Source organism: Mameliella sp. AT18 (assembly GCF_028807275.1).
Taxonomy (GTDB): Bacteria; Pseudomonadota; Alphaproteobacteria; order Rhodobacterales; family Rhodobacteraceae; genus Antarctobacter; species Antarctobacter albus.
Map to the genome: position 1 here is coordinate 1 of NZ_JARAMO010000050.1, position 16022 is coordinate 16022.

General features: G+C 67.6%; 12 protein-coding genes. 5 read left to right on the top strand and 7 right to left on the bottom strand.

From position 1 onward, the window contains the following. The 3 genes from PVW46_RS06755 to PVW46_RS06765 form a co-directional block, all read left to right on the top strand. The coding region (locus tag PVW46_RS06755) for an oligopeptide/dipeptide ABC transporter ATP-binding protein (protein WP_274575301.1) at positions 1-693 on the top strand (693 nt) is incomplete at its 5' end. Positions 694-695: 2 nt separating this feature from the next. Further along, positions 696-2321, top strand: coding sequence for a gamma-glutamyltransferase (locus PVW46_RS06760; protein WP_069209663.1), 1626 nt, complete (start codon positions 696-698; stop codon positions 2319-2321). Between the two features lie 15 nt (positions 2322-2336). Next, entirely contained in the window at positions 2337-3752 is a 1416-nt protein-coding gene (locus tag PVW46_RS06765) for an amidohydrolase (RefSeq protein WP_069209664.1), read from the top strand. A 37-nt stretch (positions 3753-3789) separates the two neighbouring features. On the opposite strand, the gene PVW46_RS06770 is transcribed toward PVW46_RS06765, so the two are convergent. Together PVW46_RS06770 and PVW46_RS06775 are read right to left on the bottom strand one after the other, a co-directional pair. Continuing rightward, positions 3790-5589, bottom strand: a complete 1800-nt coding sequence (locus PVW46_RS06770) for an NAD(P)/FAD-dependent oxidoreductase (RefSeq protein ID WP_069209665.1) — start codon at positions 5587-5589, stop codon at positions 3790-3792. 157 nt (positions 5590-5746) lie between these two features. Further along, positions 5747-7486: a sigma-54-dependent Fis family transcriptional regulator gene (locus PVW46_RS06775; protein ID WP_069209666.1), complete on the bottom strand. Its 1740-nt coding sequence runs from the start codon at positions 7484-7486 to the stop codon at positions 5747-5749. Positions 7487-7682: 196 nt separating this feature from the next. On the opposite strand from PVW46_RS06775, the gene PVW46_RS06780 reads away from it, so the two are divergent. Then, positions 7683-9356, top strand: coding sequence for a thiamine pyrophosphate-binding protein (locus PVW46_RS06780; protein ID WP_069209667.1), 1674 nt, complete (start codon positions 7683-7685; stop codon positions 9354-9356). 134 nt (positions 9357-9490) lie between these two features. Continuing rightward, positions 9491-10072, top strand: a complete 582-nt coding sequence (locus PVW46_RS06785) for a VOC family protein (protein ID WP_043145700.1) — start codon at positions 9491-9493, stop codon at positions 10070-10072. Positions 10073-10102: 30 nt separating this feature from the next. Here the strand turns inward: PVW46_RS06785 and PVW46_RS06790 are convergent, their stop codons facing one another. The 5 genes from PVW46_RS06790 to PVW46_RS06810 are packed head-to-tail and all read right to left on the bottom strand — an operon-like array spanning position 10103 to position 15982. Further along, positions 10103-11647: a flotillin family protein gene (locus PVW46_RS06790; protein ID WP_069209668.1), complete on the bottom strand. Its 1545-nt coding sequence runs from the start codon at positions 11645-11647 to the stop codon at positions 10103-10105. 24 nt (positions 11648-11671) lie between these two features. Beyond that, positions 11672-13147: an aldehyde dehydrogenase family protein gene (locus PVW46_RS06795; RefSeq protein WP_069209669.1), complete on the bottom strand. Its 1476-nt coding sequence runs from the start codon at positions 13145-13147 to the stop codon at positions 11672-11674. Beyond that, entirely contained in the window at positions 13148-14320 is a 1173-nt protein-coding gene (locus PVW46_RS06800; protein ID WP_274575311.1) for an ABC transporter ATP-binding protein, read from the bottom strand. It abuts the gene before it with no gap. After that, on the bottom strand, positions 14313-15050 hold the full coding sequence (locus tag PVW46_RS06805; protein WP_069210754.1) for an ABC transporter ATP-binding protein: 738 nt from the start codon (positions 15048-15050) through the stop codon (positions 14313-14315). Before PVW46_RS06805 ends, PVW46_RS06800 begins: the two co-directional genes overlap by 8 nt. After that, entirely contained in the window at positions 15047-15982 is a 936-nt protein-coding gene (locus tag PVW46_RS06810) for a branched-chain amino acid ABC transporter permease (RefSeq protein WP_069210755.1), read from the bottom strand. The genes PVW46_RS06805 and PVW46_RS06810 overlap by 4 nt, the downstream gene beginning before the upstream one ends. Between the last annotated feature and the right edge of the window lie 40 nt (positions 15983-16022).

Here is a 16022-nt window from a genome sequence, read left to right on the forward strand (position 1 = left end):
CAGATGATCTTTCAGGATCCCTTTGCCTCGCTCAACCCGCGGATGCGGGTCGAACAGATCGTGGGTGAGGCGGCGGTGATCCACGGGCTGATCCGCCGGTCCGAACGGCGTGATTATGTCGCCGACCTGCTGACGCGGGTCGGGCTGAACGCCGATGTCATGTCGCGCTATCCGCACCAGTTCTCAGGCGGTCAGCGGCAGCGGGTGGGGATCGCCCGGGCGCTGGCCCTGAAACCGCGGTTGATCGTCTGCGACGAGGCGATTTCGGCGCTGGATGTTTCCATCCAGGCGCAGGTGCTCAACCTGTTCGAGGACCTGCGCCAGGAGTTCGGCTTTGCCTATCTCTTCATCAGTCACGACCTGGGCGCGGTCGAACATATCGCCGACCGGGTGGCGATCATGTACCTGGGCCGGCTGGTGGAAATCGGCACCGCCGACGAGGTTTTCGAGAACCCGCGCCATCCCTACACCCGCGCCCTGCTGGCCGAGGCGCCGCGTCTCGACCGGCGCGGTCACAGTTTTACCCCGATCAAGGGAGAGATCCCCTCGCCGCTGAACCCGCCGCCGGGCTGCGCCTTTCACCCGCGCTGCCCATTGGCCACCGCCGCTTGCAAGGCCAGGGTGCCGGACCTGCGCGAGGGCAGGGACGGTCGCCGTACCGCCTGCATCCTGGAACAGGAGGAAGTCGCGTGACGATGCCCGAGTTGCTGGCGGATGCGGTCGCGGGACCGGGCGGGCGGGAACATTGGCTGTGCGAAGGCGCGCCCGGGATCGAACGGGCGGCCCTGATGCAGGGCCGTTCCGCCGAGGCTGTCGGCGCGCTGGGCGCCGTGGCCAGCGGGTCGCCCCATGCGACCCGCGTCGGCATGGGAATCCTGCGGCAGGGCGGAACGGCGGCGGATGCCGCCGTCGCGGCGGCGCTGGCGACGATGGTTGCCGATCCTCCCAATGCCTCGCCCGCGGGGCGCGGGCATATCCTCTGGGCTCCGGCCGGAGAGACGCCACGCGCCATCGACGGGGCGACGCGTGCACCAGCTCACTTGTCCGAGGGTGTTCGGCGGTTGCCGGATCGGCAGGCCTTGCCCCTGCCCGGGATCGTGCGCGCTTTGCTGCGGCTGCATGCCGAGGGCGGCAGCCTGCCGCTGGCGCGGGTTGTGGCGCCCGCGCGAGACCTTGCCCGCGACGGGTTCACCGTGCCGCGCGAACTGGCCGCCGTCTGGGCCTGGCGGGCGCCGGATCTTGTCGATCCGGATGCACGCGCGCACTACCTGCCCGATGGTCGGCCCGTGCCCGAAGGCGCGGTGTTCCGCAATCCCGGACTGGCGGGTTTCCTGGATCGCCTGATCTCGACCGGGCAGGACCCTTTCGCGGACCCGGTCTTTGCCGGGCCCTTCTGCGAACGGCTGGCGGCCAAAGGCGGGTTCTGGACGGTCGGGGATCTGCGCGCCGCGGTGCCGCTGGTCGGGGAAACGGTCGAGCTGCGGGAAAAGGGCTGGCGCCTGACCAGCATCGGGCGACAGGGCTGGGGGCACACGCTGTTGCGGATCGTCGCGCTGGTGAACTCGGCGGTGCCGGGGCCGATCCTGGACATCGAGATCGCGCATCTTCTTGCGATCCTGCGCGCCTTCGAGGAACGCCCCGAAGAGCTGCGCTCGCTCAAACCCAAGAGTGACCCGTTGCCCTGGGACGCATTGAGCGCGCGCCTGGCCGAGGGCCTGCCAGAGGGGTGGGCCGACAGCGCGGTGCTGGCCGCCGCGCTGGACCGGGCCCGCACGCCCGCGCCATCGGATGACCGGGACACCACGCATCTGTCGGTGGTCGATGCGGACGGGATGCGCGTCGCCCTGACACAGTCCATCGGCCCGCATTTCGGCGCCCGTGTCGCCGATCCGGTGACCGGAATCCTGCTGGCCCATTCCTATCGCATGGCGGAGGATCCGGTGCCCGGCGCGCGGGACGTGACCGAGCAATGCCCCTGCCTTCTGGACATCGGCGGCGCCTGCTACGCGCTGGGTGGCGCGGGCAGCGAACGGATCCCCGGCGCGGTGGCAGGCGTGATCCGGCACCTGCTGAACGGCTCGTCTCTGGCCAATGCACTGGCCGCGCCGCGCGCCAACTGGGTCGGGGCCACCGCCCGCCTGCACCTGGATGTGCCGGAGGGGTTGGAAACACGGCTGGCCGAGGCAGGGGCCGAGGTCAGCTTTACCGGGCGCGGCCCGGTCGATCATCTGGGAATCGTACAGGCCGTCGGACGGCGGGCGGACGGGACGGTCATGGCCGCCGCCGACCCGGCCTATGCCGGCAGCGCCGACGCAGCTTGAGAAAGGGAAGACAGAATGCAGAACACAGACCCGATCTGGGATCACGTCGACCGGCACAGAGAGGCCTTCGTCGGACTGTCCGACCGCGTCTTCGACACGCCCGAAACGCTGTATGCCGAATTCCGCTCTGTCGCAGAACACAAGAAGATGCTGGAAGAACAGGGCTTTCGCGTGACCGAGAACGCCGCGGGCATTCCCACCGCCGTGATCGGCGAGGCGGGGGACGAAGGCCCGGTGATCGCGATCCTGGGCGAGTTCGACGCGCTGCCCGCGCTCAGCCAGGCCCCCGGCGTGGCAGAACATCTGCCGCTGGAACAGGGCGGCAACGGGCATGGCTGCGGTCACAACCTGCTGGGGGCGGCGGCGCTGCTGGCGGCGACGGCGGTCAAGGACTGGCTGGCGGCGCAGGGCATCAAGGCGCGCGTGCGCTACTATGGCTGCCCCGCAGAAGAGGGCGGCGCGGCCAAGACCTACATGGTGCGCGAAGGGCTGTTCGACGACGTGGACGCGGCCATCTCCTGGCATCCGGCGACCTTTACGGCGGTCAACGAGGCGGTTTCGCTGGCCAATACGCGGATCGATTTCACCTTTCACGGCAAGGCGGCCCATGCGGCCGGGGCGCCGGAACTGGGCCGCTCGGCGCTGGACGCGGTCGAATTGATGAACATCGGCGTCAACTATATGCGCGAGCACATGCCCGACAGCGCGCGCGTGCACTATGCCTATCTCGATGCCGGCGGTGTGGCACCCAACGTCGTGCAGGCCCGTGCCACGGTACGCCAGCTGATCCGCGCCAGCAGTCTGCCAGACCTGCGCGACCTTGTAGCCCGTGTGCGCAAGATTGCCGACGGGGCGGCGCTGATGACGGAAACGCGGGTCGAGACCAAGGTGTTTTCCGGCGTGTCGAACCTGCTGGGCAACCGCCCGCTGGAAGAGGCCATGCAGGCGGAACTGGACCGGCTGGGCCCGGTGCCCTTCGATGCCGAGGACGAGGTTTTCGCGCGCGAGATCCAGAAGACCCTGACAGAGGCGGACATTGCCGCGACCTTCCGCCGGATCGGGCGCACACCGGACCCCGACCTGGCGCTGTGCGACTTCGTGGCGCCGCTGGACCGTCAGCGCGAAGGCGGAGAGGGGTCGACCGACGTGGGCGATGTCAGCTGGGCGGTGCCGACGGTCCAGGCGCGGGTTGCGACCTGCGCCATCGGCACGCCGTTCCACACCTGGCAGACCGTGGCCCAGGGCAAGACCCCGGCGGCGCACAAGGGCATGATCCATGCCGCCAAGATCATGGCGGCGACCGCTTGCCGGCTGGTGGAAAATCCCGACCTGGTGGAGCAGGCCAAGGCGCGGCACCGCGAGCAGCTGGCGCGCACGCCCTATGTCTGCCCGATCCCGGACGACGTGGTGCCGCCGCTGGTACGCCAATGATGAAAGGCGGACCGGGCTACCCCGGTCCGCCGCTTCGTCAGCTCAGGTGGTGGACGTCCTGCAACCCGTAGACGGGTGTCGGGATGCCTTCCATCCGGGCCTTGATCTGCAGCGCAAGGTACTGCGAGTAGTGGCGCGACTGGTGCAGGTTGCCGCCGTGCATCCACAGCCCCTCGACCTGCGTCGGCTTCCACATGTTGCGCTGTTCGCCTTCCCAGGGGCCCGGGTCCTTGGTCGTGTCCGACCCGAGGCCCCAGCACTTGCCCAGCTGATCGGCCTTGTCTTGGCCCATCAGGTCGGCCACCCAGCCGTTCATCGAGTTGTAGCCCGTGGCGTAGACGACCAGGTCGGCGTCCAGGTGCGTGCCGTCGTCGAGGACCACGCCGGTCTCGTCCAGTTCGACAACCTGACCGCGCTTCAGCTTGATCTCACCGTCGATGATCAGCTGGCTGGCGCCGATGTCGATGTAATAGCCCGAGCCGCGCCGAAGGTACTTCATGAACAGGCCCGATCCGTCATCGCCCCAGTCCAGCCAGAAACCCGCCTTTTCAAGACCTTCGTAAAAGTCGGCGTCGCGTTTCTTCATCTCTTCGTAGGCCGGGATCTGGAATTCATGCATGATCCGGTAGGGCAGCGAGGCAAAGATCAGGTCCGCCTTTTCGGTGGTCATGCCATTGGCCACGGCCTCTTCCGAGTAGAGCGCGCCAAGACCCACGTCCATCAGCGTGTCGGACTTCACGATATGGGTCGAGGATCGCTGCACCATCGTCACGTCGGCGTCATGTTCCCAGAGCGCGGCGCAGATGTCATGGGCCGAGTTGTTCGATCCCACCACGATGACCTTCTTGCCGGTCCACTGGTCCGGGCCCTCATGCTCCGAGGAATGCTGCTGCACGCCCTTGAACCTGTCCATGCCGGGAAATTCGGGCATCCGCTTCTTGCCCGACATGCCGGTGGCCATGATCAGCTGTTTCGGCTTCAGCACCACTTCCTCACCATCGCGGTCCACGGTGACGGTCCATTCCTTGGCCTCGTCGTCCCAGGTGGCCGACTTGGCGGTGGTGCGGGTCCAGTAGTTCAGCTCCATCACCTTGGTGTAGAACTCCAGCCAGTCACCGATCTTGTCCTTGGGGCTGAAGACGGGCCAGTTGTCCGGGAACTTGATGTAGGGCAGGTGATCGTACCAGACCGGGTCATGCAGGCAGAGCGACTTGTACCGCTTGCGCCAGCTGTCGCCGGGCCGGTCGTTGCGTTCCACGATGATTGTCGGAACGCCCAGCTGGCGCAGGCGTGCGCCCATCGCGATGCCGCCCTGGCCGCCGCCGATGATCAGGCAATAGGGCTGGGTTGTATATCCCAGTTCCGCCTCTTCCTTCTCGCGCTCTTCCTTCCAGGTGGTGCGGTTCTTGCCGGCGCCGTGCTTGGCGCCCATCGGACGCTGAAAGCCTTTCGGTTCCTCGTGCCCCTTCAGCTCGGCCATCGTTGTCAGCAGGGTCCAGATCTTGCCGTCCTTGAGCCGCAGCAGGCCATAGCCCCGCGCCACCTCGGTCTCGAACTCGATCCAGGCGGTTGTGATGCCACCCTCTTCGGTCGGCAGCTCCCCCTCTGCCAGTTTCCAGCCCGAAGGCTTGGTCGTCGCCAGTTGGTGACGCAGCATGTCGGCCACGCCGTCTTTGCCTTCAACGGTCTTGAGGTTCCAGGTAAAGCTGACCAGGTCGCGCCAGTAGCAGTCATCCTGGAACAGCGCCGTCGCGGCCTCGATATCGCCATTTGCCAGCGCGGCGCCGAACGTGTCCAGGAACGCCTGCGTCTGGTCCGTCAGTGTCGTGTCGAGCATGATTTCCTCCCATTGCCCAAACTTGGATGGCGGCAGTCTGGGCGAGAGAGGCCGTTCCGATCCAGCGTCGGGACGATGTTTCGGGCGCCACGGGCGATATTTCGGCCCGGCTCGTTGCGCGCGCAACGCCGCGCAACGGCGCCGTTGCAACGGGCCGTCATGCCGGCGGGGTCAATCCCGACTTTCGCACACGACGCAGGACGGTCGAGCGGTTCACGCCCAAGCGACGCGCCGCCCGCGCCATGTTCCAGCCGCAGGCATCCAGAATCGCCTCCAGGTCATCCTCGGGTGTGGCGGACGTGATCCGGGCGGGCAGATCCGGCAGGTCCACGACCCGCCCGTCACAAAGCGAGACAGCCGTATCCAGTGTCGATTGCAACTCACGGATGTTGCCAGGCCAGTCGCGCCCGGCCAGTTCGGCGCGGGCCGCCGGGGACAGCTGCAGCTCTCCTGCCGTGCGCCGCCGCAAGAGCCGCTCGATCAGCCAGTCCACATCGCTGCGCAGCCGCAGGGGGGGCAGATCCAGCACCGCGCCAACGGCACGGAAATGCAGATCTTCGCGTAGCCCGGTCGCGCCGGGGACAGTCACCTGGCGGTCGCGGGCCGAGGCGATCACCCGCAGGTCTTCGCGCCGATCCAGCAGCTTCAGTAGCGCCCCCTGCGCGGCCTCGTCCAGGTCCTCGACGCCTTTCAGGAACAGGGTCCCCGCCTTGGCCTCTTCCAGCGCGGCAACGGTTTCCGGACGCAGCCCGGCGCAGCGCAGGGCGTGGAACCCGCGCGGCGGCCCGCCGGCGACATGGATGGCGCGCGCCAGCGTTTCCTTGCCCGTGCCGGTTTCGCCCAGGAGCAGCACCGGCATCTTGCCCGCTGCCAGCCGGGCGGCCTTTTGCAGAAGCCCCTGCATCGCCGGGTCCTGTCCGGCCAGACCGGCAAAACATTCCGGCGTCTGCGGCGGCGCGCTGCGCATCGGGCGGCGCACCGTCTGCGGGGCGATGGCGTGACCGAACAGCCCGCGCCCGTCGCGCAGGTGCAGCACGCGGTCTTCGGTCGGGCGCCCGCGCATCAGGTCGGGCAGGTCGTCGACGCCCAGGTGCAGCAGGCTGTCGATGCGCTGGCCGATCAGGCTGTCCGAACTCTCGGGCGACAGGCAGGCCTGCGCGCCATGCGTCAAACCGACGATGCGCCCGGATCCGTCCAGCGCCACGGCGGCCTCGGGGTCGACCTCGAGGAATTCCGGCGAGGTGGAAAACCGCAGTACCCAGTCGCTGCGCGTCATGGCCATCAGGTTCGCCATCTCGATCCGCCGGGCAGAGGCCCGGACCAGGTTCATGGCAAGGTTCTGGCTGGATTTCGGGCTGGGCGAGCGTAGCAGGGAAATGTCCAGCACCGCGGTCAGTTGCCCGCAGGTGTCGTAGATCGGCGCCGAGGTGCAGGACAGCGGCGTATGTGCCAGGCCAAAGTGATCGCCCTGGTGGATGGTCACCGCTTCGCCGGTCACGATGCACGATCCAACGCCACAGGTGCCGGCCAGATCCTCGGACCAGTCCGACCCCAGCGTCAGCCCGGCCTGCCGCAGGTCGTCTTCGAACCGGGGATCACCGAAGAAATCGACGCAGACACCCTTGGCGTCGGCGAGAAGCAGAACGTAGTTCTGCCCGGCCACCTGCCGGAACAGGGCCCGCAGACCTGACCGCGCCGTGGCCACCAGCCGTTCGGCCTGTTCGCGGTGTTCGCGCAATTGCGAGGCGGGCACGATATGGGCCGGGTCGGGCCGGGTCGGGTCCATGCCGTAGGTTTCGATGCAGCGGCGCCAGCTGTCGGCCACCAGCGTGTCGCGGCCCGTTTCCTGGCCGCGCAAGACACGGTCGATTTCCGTCACATGCTCCAGATCGCTCATGGTTCTCCTCCCCAGGATTGCCGGTCAGTCTAGCAATGCGGGGCGTTCGGATCACCCGTTTTCCCGGCCTTACGGACCGCCGGGCCTCCGACCAAAGTCGCAGGGCATTGACATCCGGGGCCGGTTCTAGAGGTGTGTGAACCTGGACGGGTGTGGCCTCGGCAGGGGCGTGGGCGCCGCGAAAGAGGGATGGACGATGACACGACATGGCGGACAATTGCTGGTGGACAGCCTGGTGGCGCTGGGCGCGACGCGGGCCTTCGGTGTGCCGGGCGAAAGCTACCTTGCGGTGCTGGACGGGCTGCATGACACGGCGGGCAGGCTGGATTTCGTCAATTGCCGAAACGAGGGCGGCGCCGCCTTCATGGCCGCCGCCTGGGGCAAGCTGACGGGGCAGCCGGGGATCTGCATGGTCACGCGCGGACCGGGGGCCACCAATGCCTCGATCGGGGTGCACACCGCGATGCAGGACAGTTCGCCGATGATCATGTTCGTGGGCCAGATCGGCACCGACATGCGCGGGCGTGAGGCCTTCCAGGAGGTCGATTACCGCGCGGTCTATGGCACGATGGTCAAATGGGCGGTCGAGATTGACAATGTCGACCGCATTCCGGAAATTCTCGCCCGTGCCTGGAAAACCGCCACCACAGGGCGGCCCGGCCCCGTGGTCATCGCGCTGCCCGAGGACATGCTGAGCAGCCGGACAGAGACCGCGCCGCTGGCCGGTCCCGCCGAGTATCCCGAACCGATGCCCGCGCCGCAGACGGTGCAAAAGGCGCGGGCGATCCTGGCCGAGGCAAAGCGGCCGCTGATCCTCTATGGTGGCTGCAACTGGACGCGCTCGGGCTCGGAGGCACTGCAGCGTTTTGCGGAAAACTCGGACATTCCGGTGGTCTCGGTCTTCCGCTACCAGGACATGTTCGACAATTACTCGCCCTGTTTCTGCGGTGAGGCCGGGGTGGGCATGACGCCGGGCGTGCGCAAGCTGATCACCGAGGCGGACGTGATCCTGGCGGTGAACAACAGGTTCGGCGAGAACTCCACCGATGCCTGGACCCTGCTGGAGGTGCCGGTGCCGCATCAGCGGCTGATCCATGTGCACGGGTCCGACCTGGAATTGGGCAAGGTCTATCAACCCGAACTGGGCATCCACTCTGGCCCCAACGCTTTTGTCGAGGCACTGGCAGAGGTGCCGGTCAGCGGCGATTGGGCCGACTGGCGGAGCGATGCGCGTGCCACGTGGGAGGCCGGTTTCGAGCTGGGCGACCTGCCCAGCCCGGTGGACATGGGCAAGGTCAGCGCGCATCTGCGCGACCTGCTGCCCGGGGACGCGATCCTGACCAACGGTGCGGGCAATTTCGCGGTCTGGCCCAACAAGTTCTACAAGTTCGGCCCCGATGCGCGCCTCCTGGCGCCGCAATCGGGCGCGATGGGCTATGGCGTTCCGGCGGCCATCGCCGCCAAGTTGAACGATCCCGCGCGCACCGTCGTCTGTTTCGCGGGCGACGGCGATTTCCAGATGACCTGCCAGGAACTGGCCACCGCGTCGCAGTACAATGCGCAGCCGATCATCCTGATCCTGAACAACGGCATCTACGGCACCATCCGCGCCCACCAGGAACGTCACTATCCCACCCGCGTGTCGGGGACGGACATGGTGGTGAACCCGGATTTCAGCGCACTTGCGCGGGCCTATGGCTTTCACGGCGAACGGGTGGAGCGGACAGAGGATTTCGCCGCCGCCTTCGACCGGGCGCTGGCCTCTCAGACGGGTGCGGTTCTGGACCTGAACATCTCGCCAGAGGCGCTGACCCCGCGGGTCAGCCTGAGGCAGATGCGCGAGGCGGCGCTGAAGGCGGGCAAGGGCTGATCCCCTGCACAGAGCTGGTGCGCCGGTGGAGGGTTTGAAACCGGCGTCTCTTGCCCCATTCTTGGAACGAGCGGGGCCGCAACGGCGGCCCCGATGGTCCACGGCGGGGAGGGAACATGAGCCAGCCAGACGAGATCCGCAAGATCCAGACGCAGGGCGTCCATCACATCACCCTGACGGGCGCCGACCGCCAGACGTCGATTGACTTCTGGGAGGGCGTTCTGGGCATGCCCTTCATCTTTGACCAGCCGAATTTGGACAACCCGGACGAAGGGCATCTGTATTTCGATCCGGGCGACGGTCGGTTGATCACCATCTTCACCAATGAGACCCGCACCCCCGATCCGGCCCGCACGCCGACCGATCCGGGCTGTGTGCATCACCTGGCCTTCAACGTCAGCCAGGCGAGCTTTTGGCAGGCGGCCAAGCGGCTGGAAGCACGGGGGATCAAGCATTCCGGTCCCAAGGATCGCGGGTTCATGGACTCGATCTATTTCACCGACCCGATGGGCCTGCTGATCGAACTGGCCAGCTACCGGTTCGAGCCGCCCGAAGGCTGCCGCCATGCCGACGTGATGATCGAGGCGCATCGCATCCGCGTCGCACGAGGCGACCATCACATCGACCGCGAGCACCTTGCGGATGCCATCGAACTGCTGGTCGAACGGCGTCACCAATCCCTGTCCGCGGATCGCGGGGCGAAGAACCCTTATTAAGGCGCGCGCTGCCGGGCCAAGGGGAGGGCGTCAGCCCTTCTTGTCCTCCGGCAGCACGCTGTCGAGATTGACACCGATCCGGTCGCCGATCTTCTGCATGGCGGGCAGCGCCACGGCCATGTCGAGGATCGACTCGATGGTCTGGCCCACGGGCGACGCGGGCCCTTTGCCTGACCGATCCAGCCCCGAGATGTGGTTGATGCTGATGCCGCTGATCTTCTCGGCGGGTTTCACCAGTTCGCCCAGGATCGCGGGCAGGCGGTCCAGCCGGATGCGCTCGGCCTCCAGCGCCATCGCCGCCTCGGACCGCCCGTTCTCGGCCTCGATCCGTGCCGCCTGCGCCTCGGCCTCGGCCAGTTGGTAGACCTTCATCGAAGCGGCTTCCTCGCGCCGGATCACGCCCTTGACCTTGGCGACCTCCTGGTCGGCCTCGGCGGTGATGCGGGCGCGGGTGGCATGGGCCTCGGCGTCCTGCTGCGCCGCAAGCAGGGCCAGTTGCTTGCGCCGCTCTGCCTCGGCCAGCTGGCGCAGGGTTTCTATGTCTTCCTCGGCGCGGACAAAGGCGCCGCGCGCGGCGGTGGCCTCGGCCCGGGCGCGGCTTTCCTCCTGGCTCTTGGCGGACACCTGGATGGTCTTGTCCTGCTCGGCCATCTCGATCGCCCGCAACTGGGCGATTTCAGCCTCTCGCACGGACAATTCGCGCTGGATCGAGGCGGACTGGATGTCCTGTTCCATGCGGATGCGGGCCTGCGCCGCCTCGCGTTCGGCCTCGGCCTTGCGGCGGGCGACCTCGGTCAGTTGTGCGGCCAGCAGGGTCTCGATCTCCTGGCCCTGGGCGATCTCGGCGCGGCGTTCCTCCAGTTCGATCTCCATCCGGCGACGGCTGGCTTCGACCTCGGCCCGGCGTACGGCGACGGCGGTTTCCCCCTCGATCTCGGCCCGCTCGCGCTTGGACGTGGCGATGACCTCGGCCAGCTTGCGCATTCCGACCGCGTTGAAGGCGTTGTTTTCATCCAGCGACGAGAACGGCGTCTGGTCGAGCGCGGTCAGGGACACGCTGTCCAGTTGCAGCCCGTAGCGCGCCAGCGTGTCGGTCAGCGCCTCGCGCACCTCGCGCACGAATTCGCTGCGGTTCTCATGCAACTCGTCCATCGTCATCTGCGCCGCGACCGCGCGCAGGGCGTCCACCATCATGCCGTCGATCAGCGATTTCAGCTGGTCGGGCTGAAAGGTCCGCTTGCCCAGCGTCTGAGAGGCGCGCACCACCGCCGCCTCTTCGGGCATGACAGAGGCGTAGAATTCGGCGCCCACGTCGATGCGCATCCGGTCCTTGGTGATCAACGCGGACTCGGCGCCGCGGGCGACATGCATCCGTATGGTCTGCATGTTGACGCGGCTGATCTCGTGGAAAAAGGGTAGGGCAAGCGTGCCGCCGTCGATCACCACCTTGCGCCCGCCGATGCCGGTGCGCACAAGCGCGACCTCGTTGGTGGCGCGTTCGTAGAACCAGGCCGCCAGCGCGATCAGCACGGCGGCAAGAACGGCGATCAGGATGATCCAGCCAAGCAATGTCATGTCAAATCCTCCCCAGGGCGCCGCTCAGAAGACCGGCGGATAGTGGCGCCCGCCGCGTTCCAGCGTGATCCAGCGCAATTCGGTAAAGGCATCCAGCGACCAGCGCCCGCCGTAGCGGCCCACGCCGCTGGCCTTGACGCCGCCGAAGGGCACCTGCGGCTCGTCGTTGATGTTCTGGTCGTTGATGTGGACCATGCCGGTTTCCAGCCTCTCGGCCATGCGCATGGCGCGCGCCTCGTCGGCGGTCCAGATCGCGGCGGTCAGCCCGTATTCCGTGTCGTTGTTCAGCGCGACGGCCTCCTCCTCGGTGCGGAAGGGGCAGACCATGACCACTGGGCCAAAGGTTTCGTCGTGCCAGATGTCCATCTCGGTCGAGATGTTGGACAGCACCGTGGGTTCGACGAAGTTGTCCCAGGCCTTGCCGCCCAGATCGACCCGCGCGCCGCGCGCCACCGCGTCGTCGATCAGCGCCTTGACGCGATGCGCCTGCCGGGTGTTGACCATCGGGCCGATGGTGTTGGCCTTGTCGTTGACGTGCCCGGTGCGCAGCTTGCCCGTGCGGGCAAGGAATTTCTGCATGAAGGTGTCGTAGACGCTTTCGTGCACGAGCAGTTTCTCGGTCGACATGCAGACCTGGCCCTGGTGCATGAAACAGCCGAAGTTCGCGGCCTCGGCGGCCTTGTCGAGGTCGGCGTCCTCCAGCACGATCATCGAGTCCTTGCCGCCCAGTTCGACGCAGCACTTCTTGAGGTGCGCGCCGCATTTGGCGGCGATGTGGCGGCCCACGGCGGTCGAGCCGGTGAAAGAGACGCCCTTGACCAAGGGGTGTTCGATCAGCGTGTCGCCCACCTCGGCCACGCTGTCGCGCGAACAGGTGACGACGTTGAAGACCCCCGGGGGAATGCCCGCCTCTTCGAGGATCTCGGCGTGGTAGAGCCCGCCGGAATAAGGCGTGTCCTCAGAGGGTTTGAGCACCACGCAATTGCCGGCGGCCAGCGCGGCGGCGTAGCCGCGCGAGGTCAGGATGCCGGGCATGTTCCAGGGGCTAATGACGCCGACCACGCCCAGCGGCCATCGCGTCGCCATGCTGACCTTGCCATGTTCCGAGGGCAGCACCTCGCCTACGGATTGATAACAAAGCGAGGCAGAGGTGCGAAATATCTCGGCCACGAAGCCCGCCTCGAAGACGCCCTTGCCGTACCATCCGCCGCCCTCGTACATCACCGCGTTGATGAAGTCGTCCTTGCGGCGTTCCCAGACCTCGGCGACCTTGAGAAGCGCCTTGGCGCGGTCCTTGAAGGACCTGTTCGACCACTCTGGAAAGGCGGCCTGCGCGGCCTCGATGGCGCGTTCCATGTCCTGTGCGGATCCGTCCGGAACGCGGGCGTACAGCGAATTGTCCGACGGGTTGAGGTCGTCGAAGGTGCGGGCGGCCGGGACCCACTGGCCGCCGATGTACATGCCCCGGATGGTGGGGGAGACGTTGGGTGCGTCGAGCATTCATTCTCTCCTTGTCGGGCCGGGCCGGTAGGTCTCGGCGCGGCGGGCGGCGGTTTCGATTTCGTCCAGCATGGCGCGCAGTCGGTCGGTCGAAGGGCCGAGATCGGGCATGGGGGGGCGTGGCGTGGCCGGTGCGGGCGCCGGCTGGGCGGGTTTCGTGGCGGGCCGGGTCGGCAGGTGGCCGTTGGTCCGGCGCGAGGCCATGGCGCTGGCCCGGGCGACCAGCGCGCCCACGTCCGGCGCCCCGGTTGGGGCCTGTTTCGGAGGCGCCTGCGGCACCGGTTGCGGGGCCGGGGGCGCGGGTTGCGCCGGTGCCCTCGCGGGTTCGGGCCGGGCAGGGCGCGGCGGCGGGCTGACGCGCCCGATGGCGGCGGCGGCGATCTCGCTGGGCGAGGGGCCGGAGCGGGGCCTTGGCGCGGCGGGTGTCGCGGGTCTGGACGGGGCCGGGTGCGGCGCAGCCTGTCCGCCGCCGCCGAGGTAGGCCTTTTGCACCGCCGGGTCACGCGCCAGCGCCGCGGCGCTGTCCTCGTGCACGATGCTGCCGTTTTCCAGCAGGTATCCCCGGTCGGCGATCCGCAGGCTCTGCCGGGCGTTCTGTTCCACCAGCAACACGCCCACGCCCGTCTCGCGCACCGCCTTGAGGCTGTTGAACAACTCCTTGCACAGGAGCGGCGACAGCCCCAGCGAGGGTTCGTCCAGCGCCAGCACCTGTGGGCTGGACATCATCGCCCGCCCGATGGCGACCATCTGCTGTTCGCCCCCCGACATCGTGCGCACCACCTGCCGGCGACGTTCCCCCAGCTTTGGGAACAGGCCAAGCACCCGGTCGAGGTTGGCCGCCTCGTCGTCGCGGGCGCGTCTGGCATAGGCGCCCAGCAGAAGGTTTTCCTGCACCGTCAGGTCGCCAAAGACGCCGCGCCCCTCGGGGACCAGCGCAAGGCCCGCCTCGACGATGCGGTCGGGGCGCTGACCGATCAACTCTTCGCCGTCCAGCGTCACCGATCCCGTCGCGCGGCCCTCGCAGATGCCCGAGAGCGCCTTGAGAAGGGTGGACTTGCCCGCGCCATTGGCGCCCAGGATCACCACGATCTCGCCCTTGCCCACGCGCAGGCTGGCGTCCTCCAGCGCGCGGTGCTGGCCATAGCTGGCCGACAGGTTGCGGACCTCAAGCATCCTCGTCATCCCCCAGGTAGGCGCGAATGACCTCTGGATCGGACAGGACCTCCTCCGGCGTGCCCTCGGCGATCCGGGCGCCCGAGGACATGACCACGCATCGGTCGCAGAGCGAGCGGATGGCGTCCATCACATGTTCGACGAGGATGATCGTGCGCCCCTCGTCGCGCAACCGGCGGATCAGGGCGATCCCTTCTTCCAGCTCGGTCGGGTTCAGCCCTGCCAGCCATTCGTCCAGCAGCAGCACCTTGGGGTCCGAGGCCAGCACGCGGGCCAGTTCCACGCGCTTGGTGTCGATATAGGTCAGCTCGCCCACATGGGCCTGCGCGCGCCGCTGCAACCCCACGGTTTCCAGCATCCGCATTGCGTGCGCCTCCGCCTCGTGCCCCCAGCGGCGGCGATGGCCGAACACGGCCCCCGCGCGCACGTTGTCGAGCACGGTCATCGAGGGCAGCAGGCGCACCAGCTGAAAGGTCCGCGCCACACCGCGCCGGGCGATCTCCTGCGCGGGCAGGGTGGTGATCGGCGTGCCGCGCAGCGTGATCGCCCCCGAGGTGACGGGCAGGGCGCCCGAGATCAGGTTCAGCGTCGTCGATTTGCCCGATCCGTTGGGACCGATCAGCCCCATGACCTCGTGTTCGGTCACGTCGAAATCGAGATCGCTGACCGCAACAAGCCCGCCGAACCGCTTGGTTGCGCCGCGTAGGGAGAGGACGGTGGGCGCGGTCATGCGTAGGCTTCCCGTTGCAGGACGCGCCGCCGCAGTCCTTCCAGCAGGCCGACAAAGCCGCGCGGCAAAAGGTAGACGATCACGAGAAAGCTGAAGCCCAGCAAAAGTGTGGTCTGGTTGGGGAAACTGGCCGAGATCGCCTCCCACAGCAGGGTGAAGGGGATCACGCCCACGATCGGCCCCCAGAGCCGCCCGACCCCGCCCAGCAGCGCCATGATGACCACGAGAAAGGACAGCATCGGCGTGAAGGCGGTCGAGGGTTCGATGTAGATGTAGCGTGGTGCCAGCATCCCCCCGACAACCGATGCCGTCGCGCCCGAGACCATGAACAGCAGTACCTTGGCGCGGGCGGTGTTGATGCCGGAGTGCCGGGCAACTTCCTCGTCATCGCCAATGATGCGCAGGGCAAAGCCCAGCCGCGACCGGCCAATGGCCCAGCCCGCAAGGTAGACCAGCGCGCCCAGGCCCAGAAGCTGCCAGTAGATATGTGCCTCGGTGATCTCGGTCAGGACATATAGTCCCTTCTGGCCCGAGACATTCTGCGCCCATGTCACGATCTGGCGGACCAGTTCCGACAGGCCCAGGGTGAAGATTACGAAATAGACGCCCGACAGGCGCAGTGTCGCGATCCCGACTAGCCCGGCCACCAGCGCGCCCAGCACCGCGGCGATGGGCAGCGTCATCCAGTAGCTCAGCCCGTTCTCGATCCCCAGCGCCGTGCAATAGGTGCCCAGGCCGAAAAAGGCCGCCGTGGCGAGCGAGATGTAATGCGTCGGCCCGGAAAACAGCGCCCAGCTGGTGGCCAGCACCGTATACATGGCGATGGTCACGCCGATGGTCAGGTAATAGTCGTCCCCCAGGAGCGGCAGGCAGGCGGCGAGCGCCAGCAGAACGGCAGAGAGGGACAGGGTTTGCCAGTCACGCGCTCTCATGCGGTCTTTCTCCCGAACAGGCCCTGCGGGCGGAACAGCA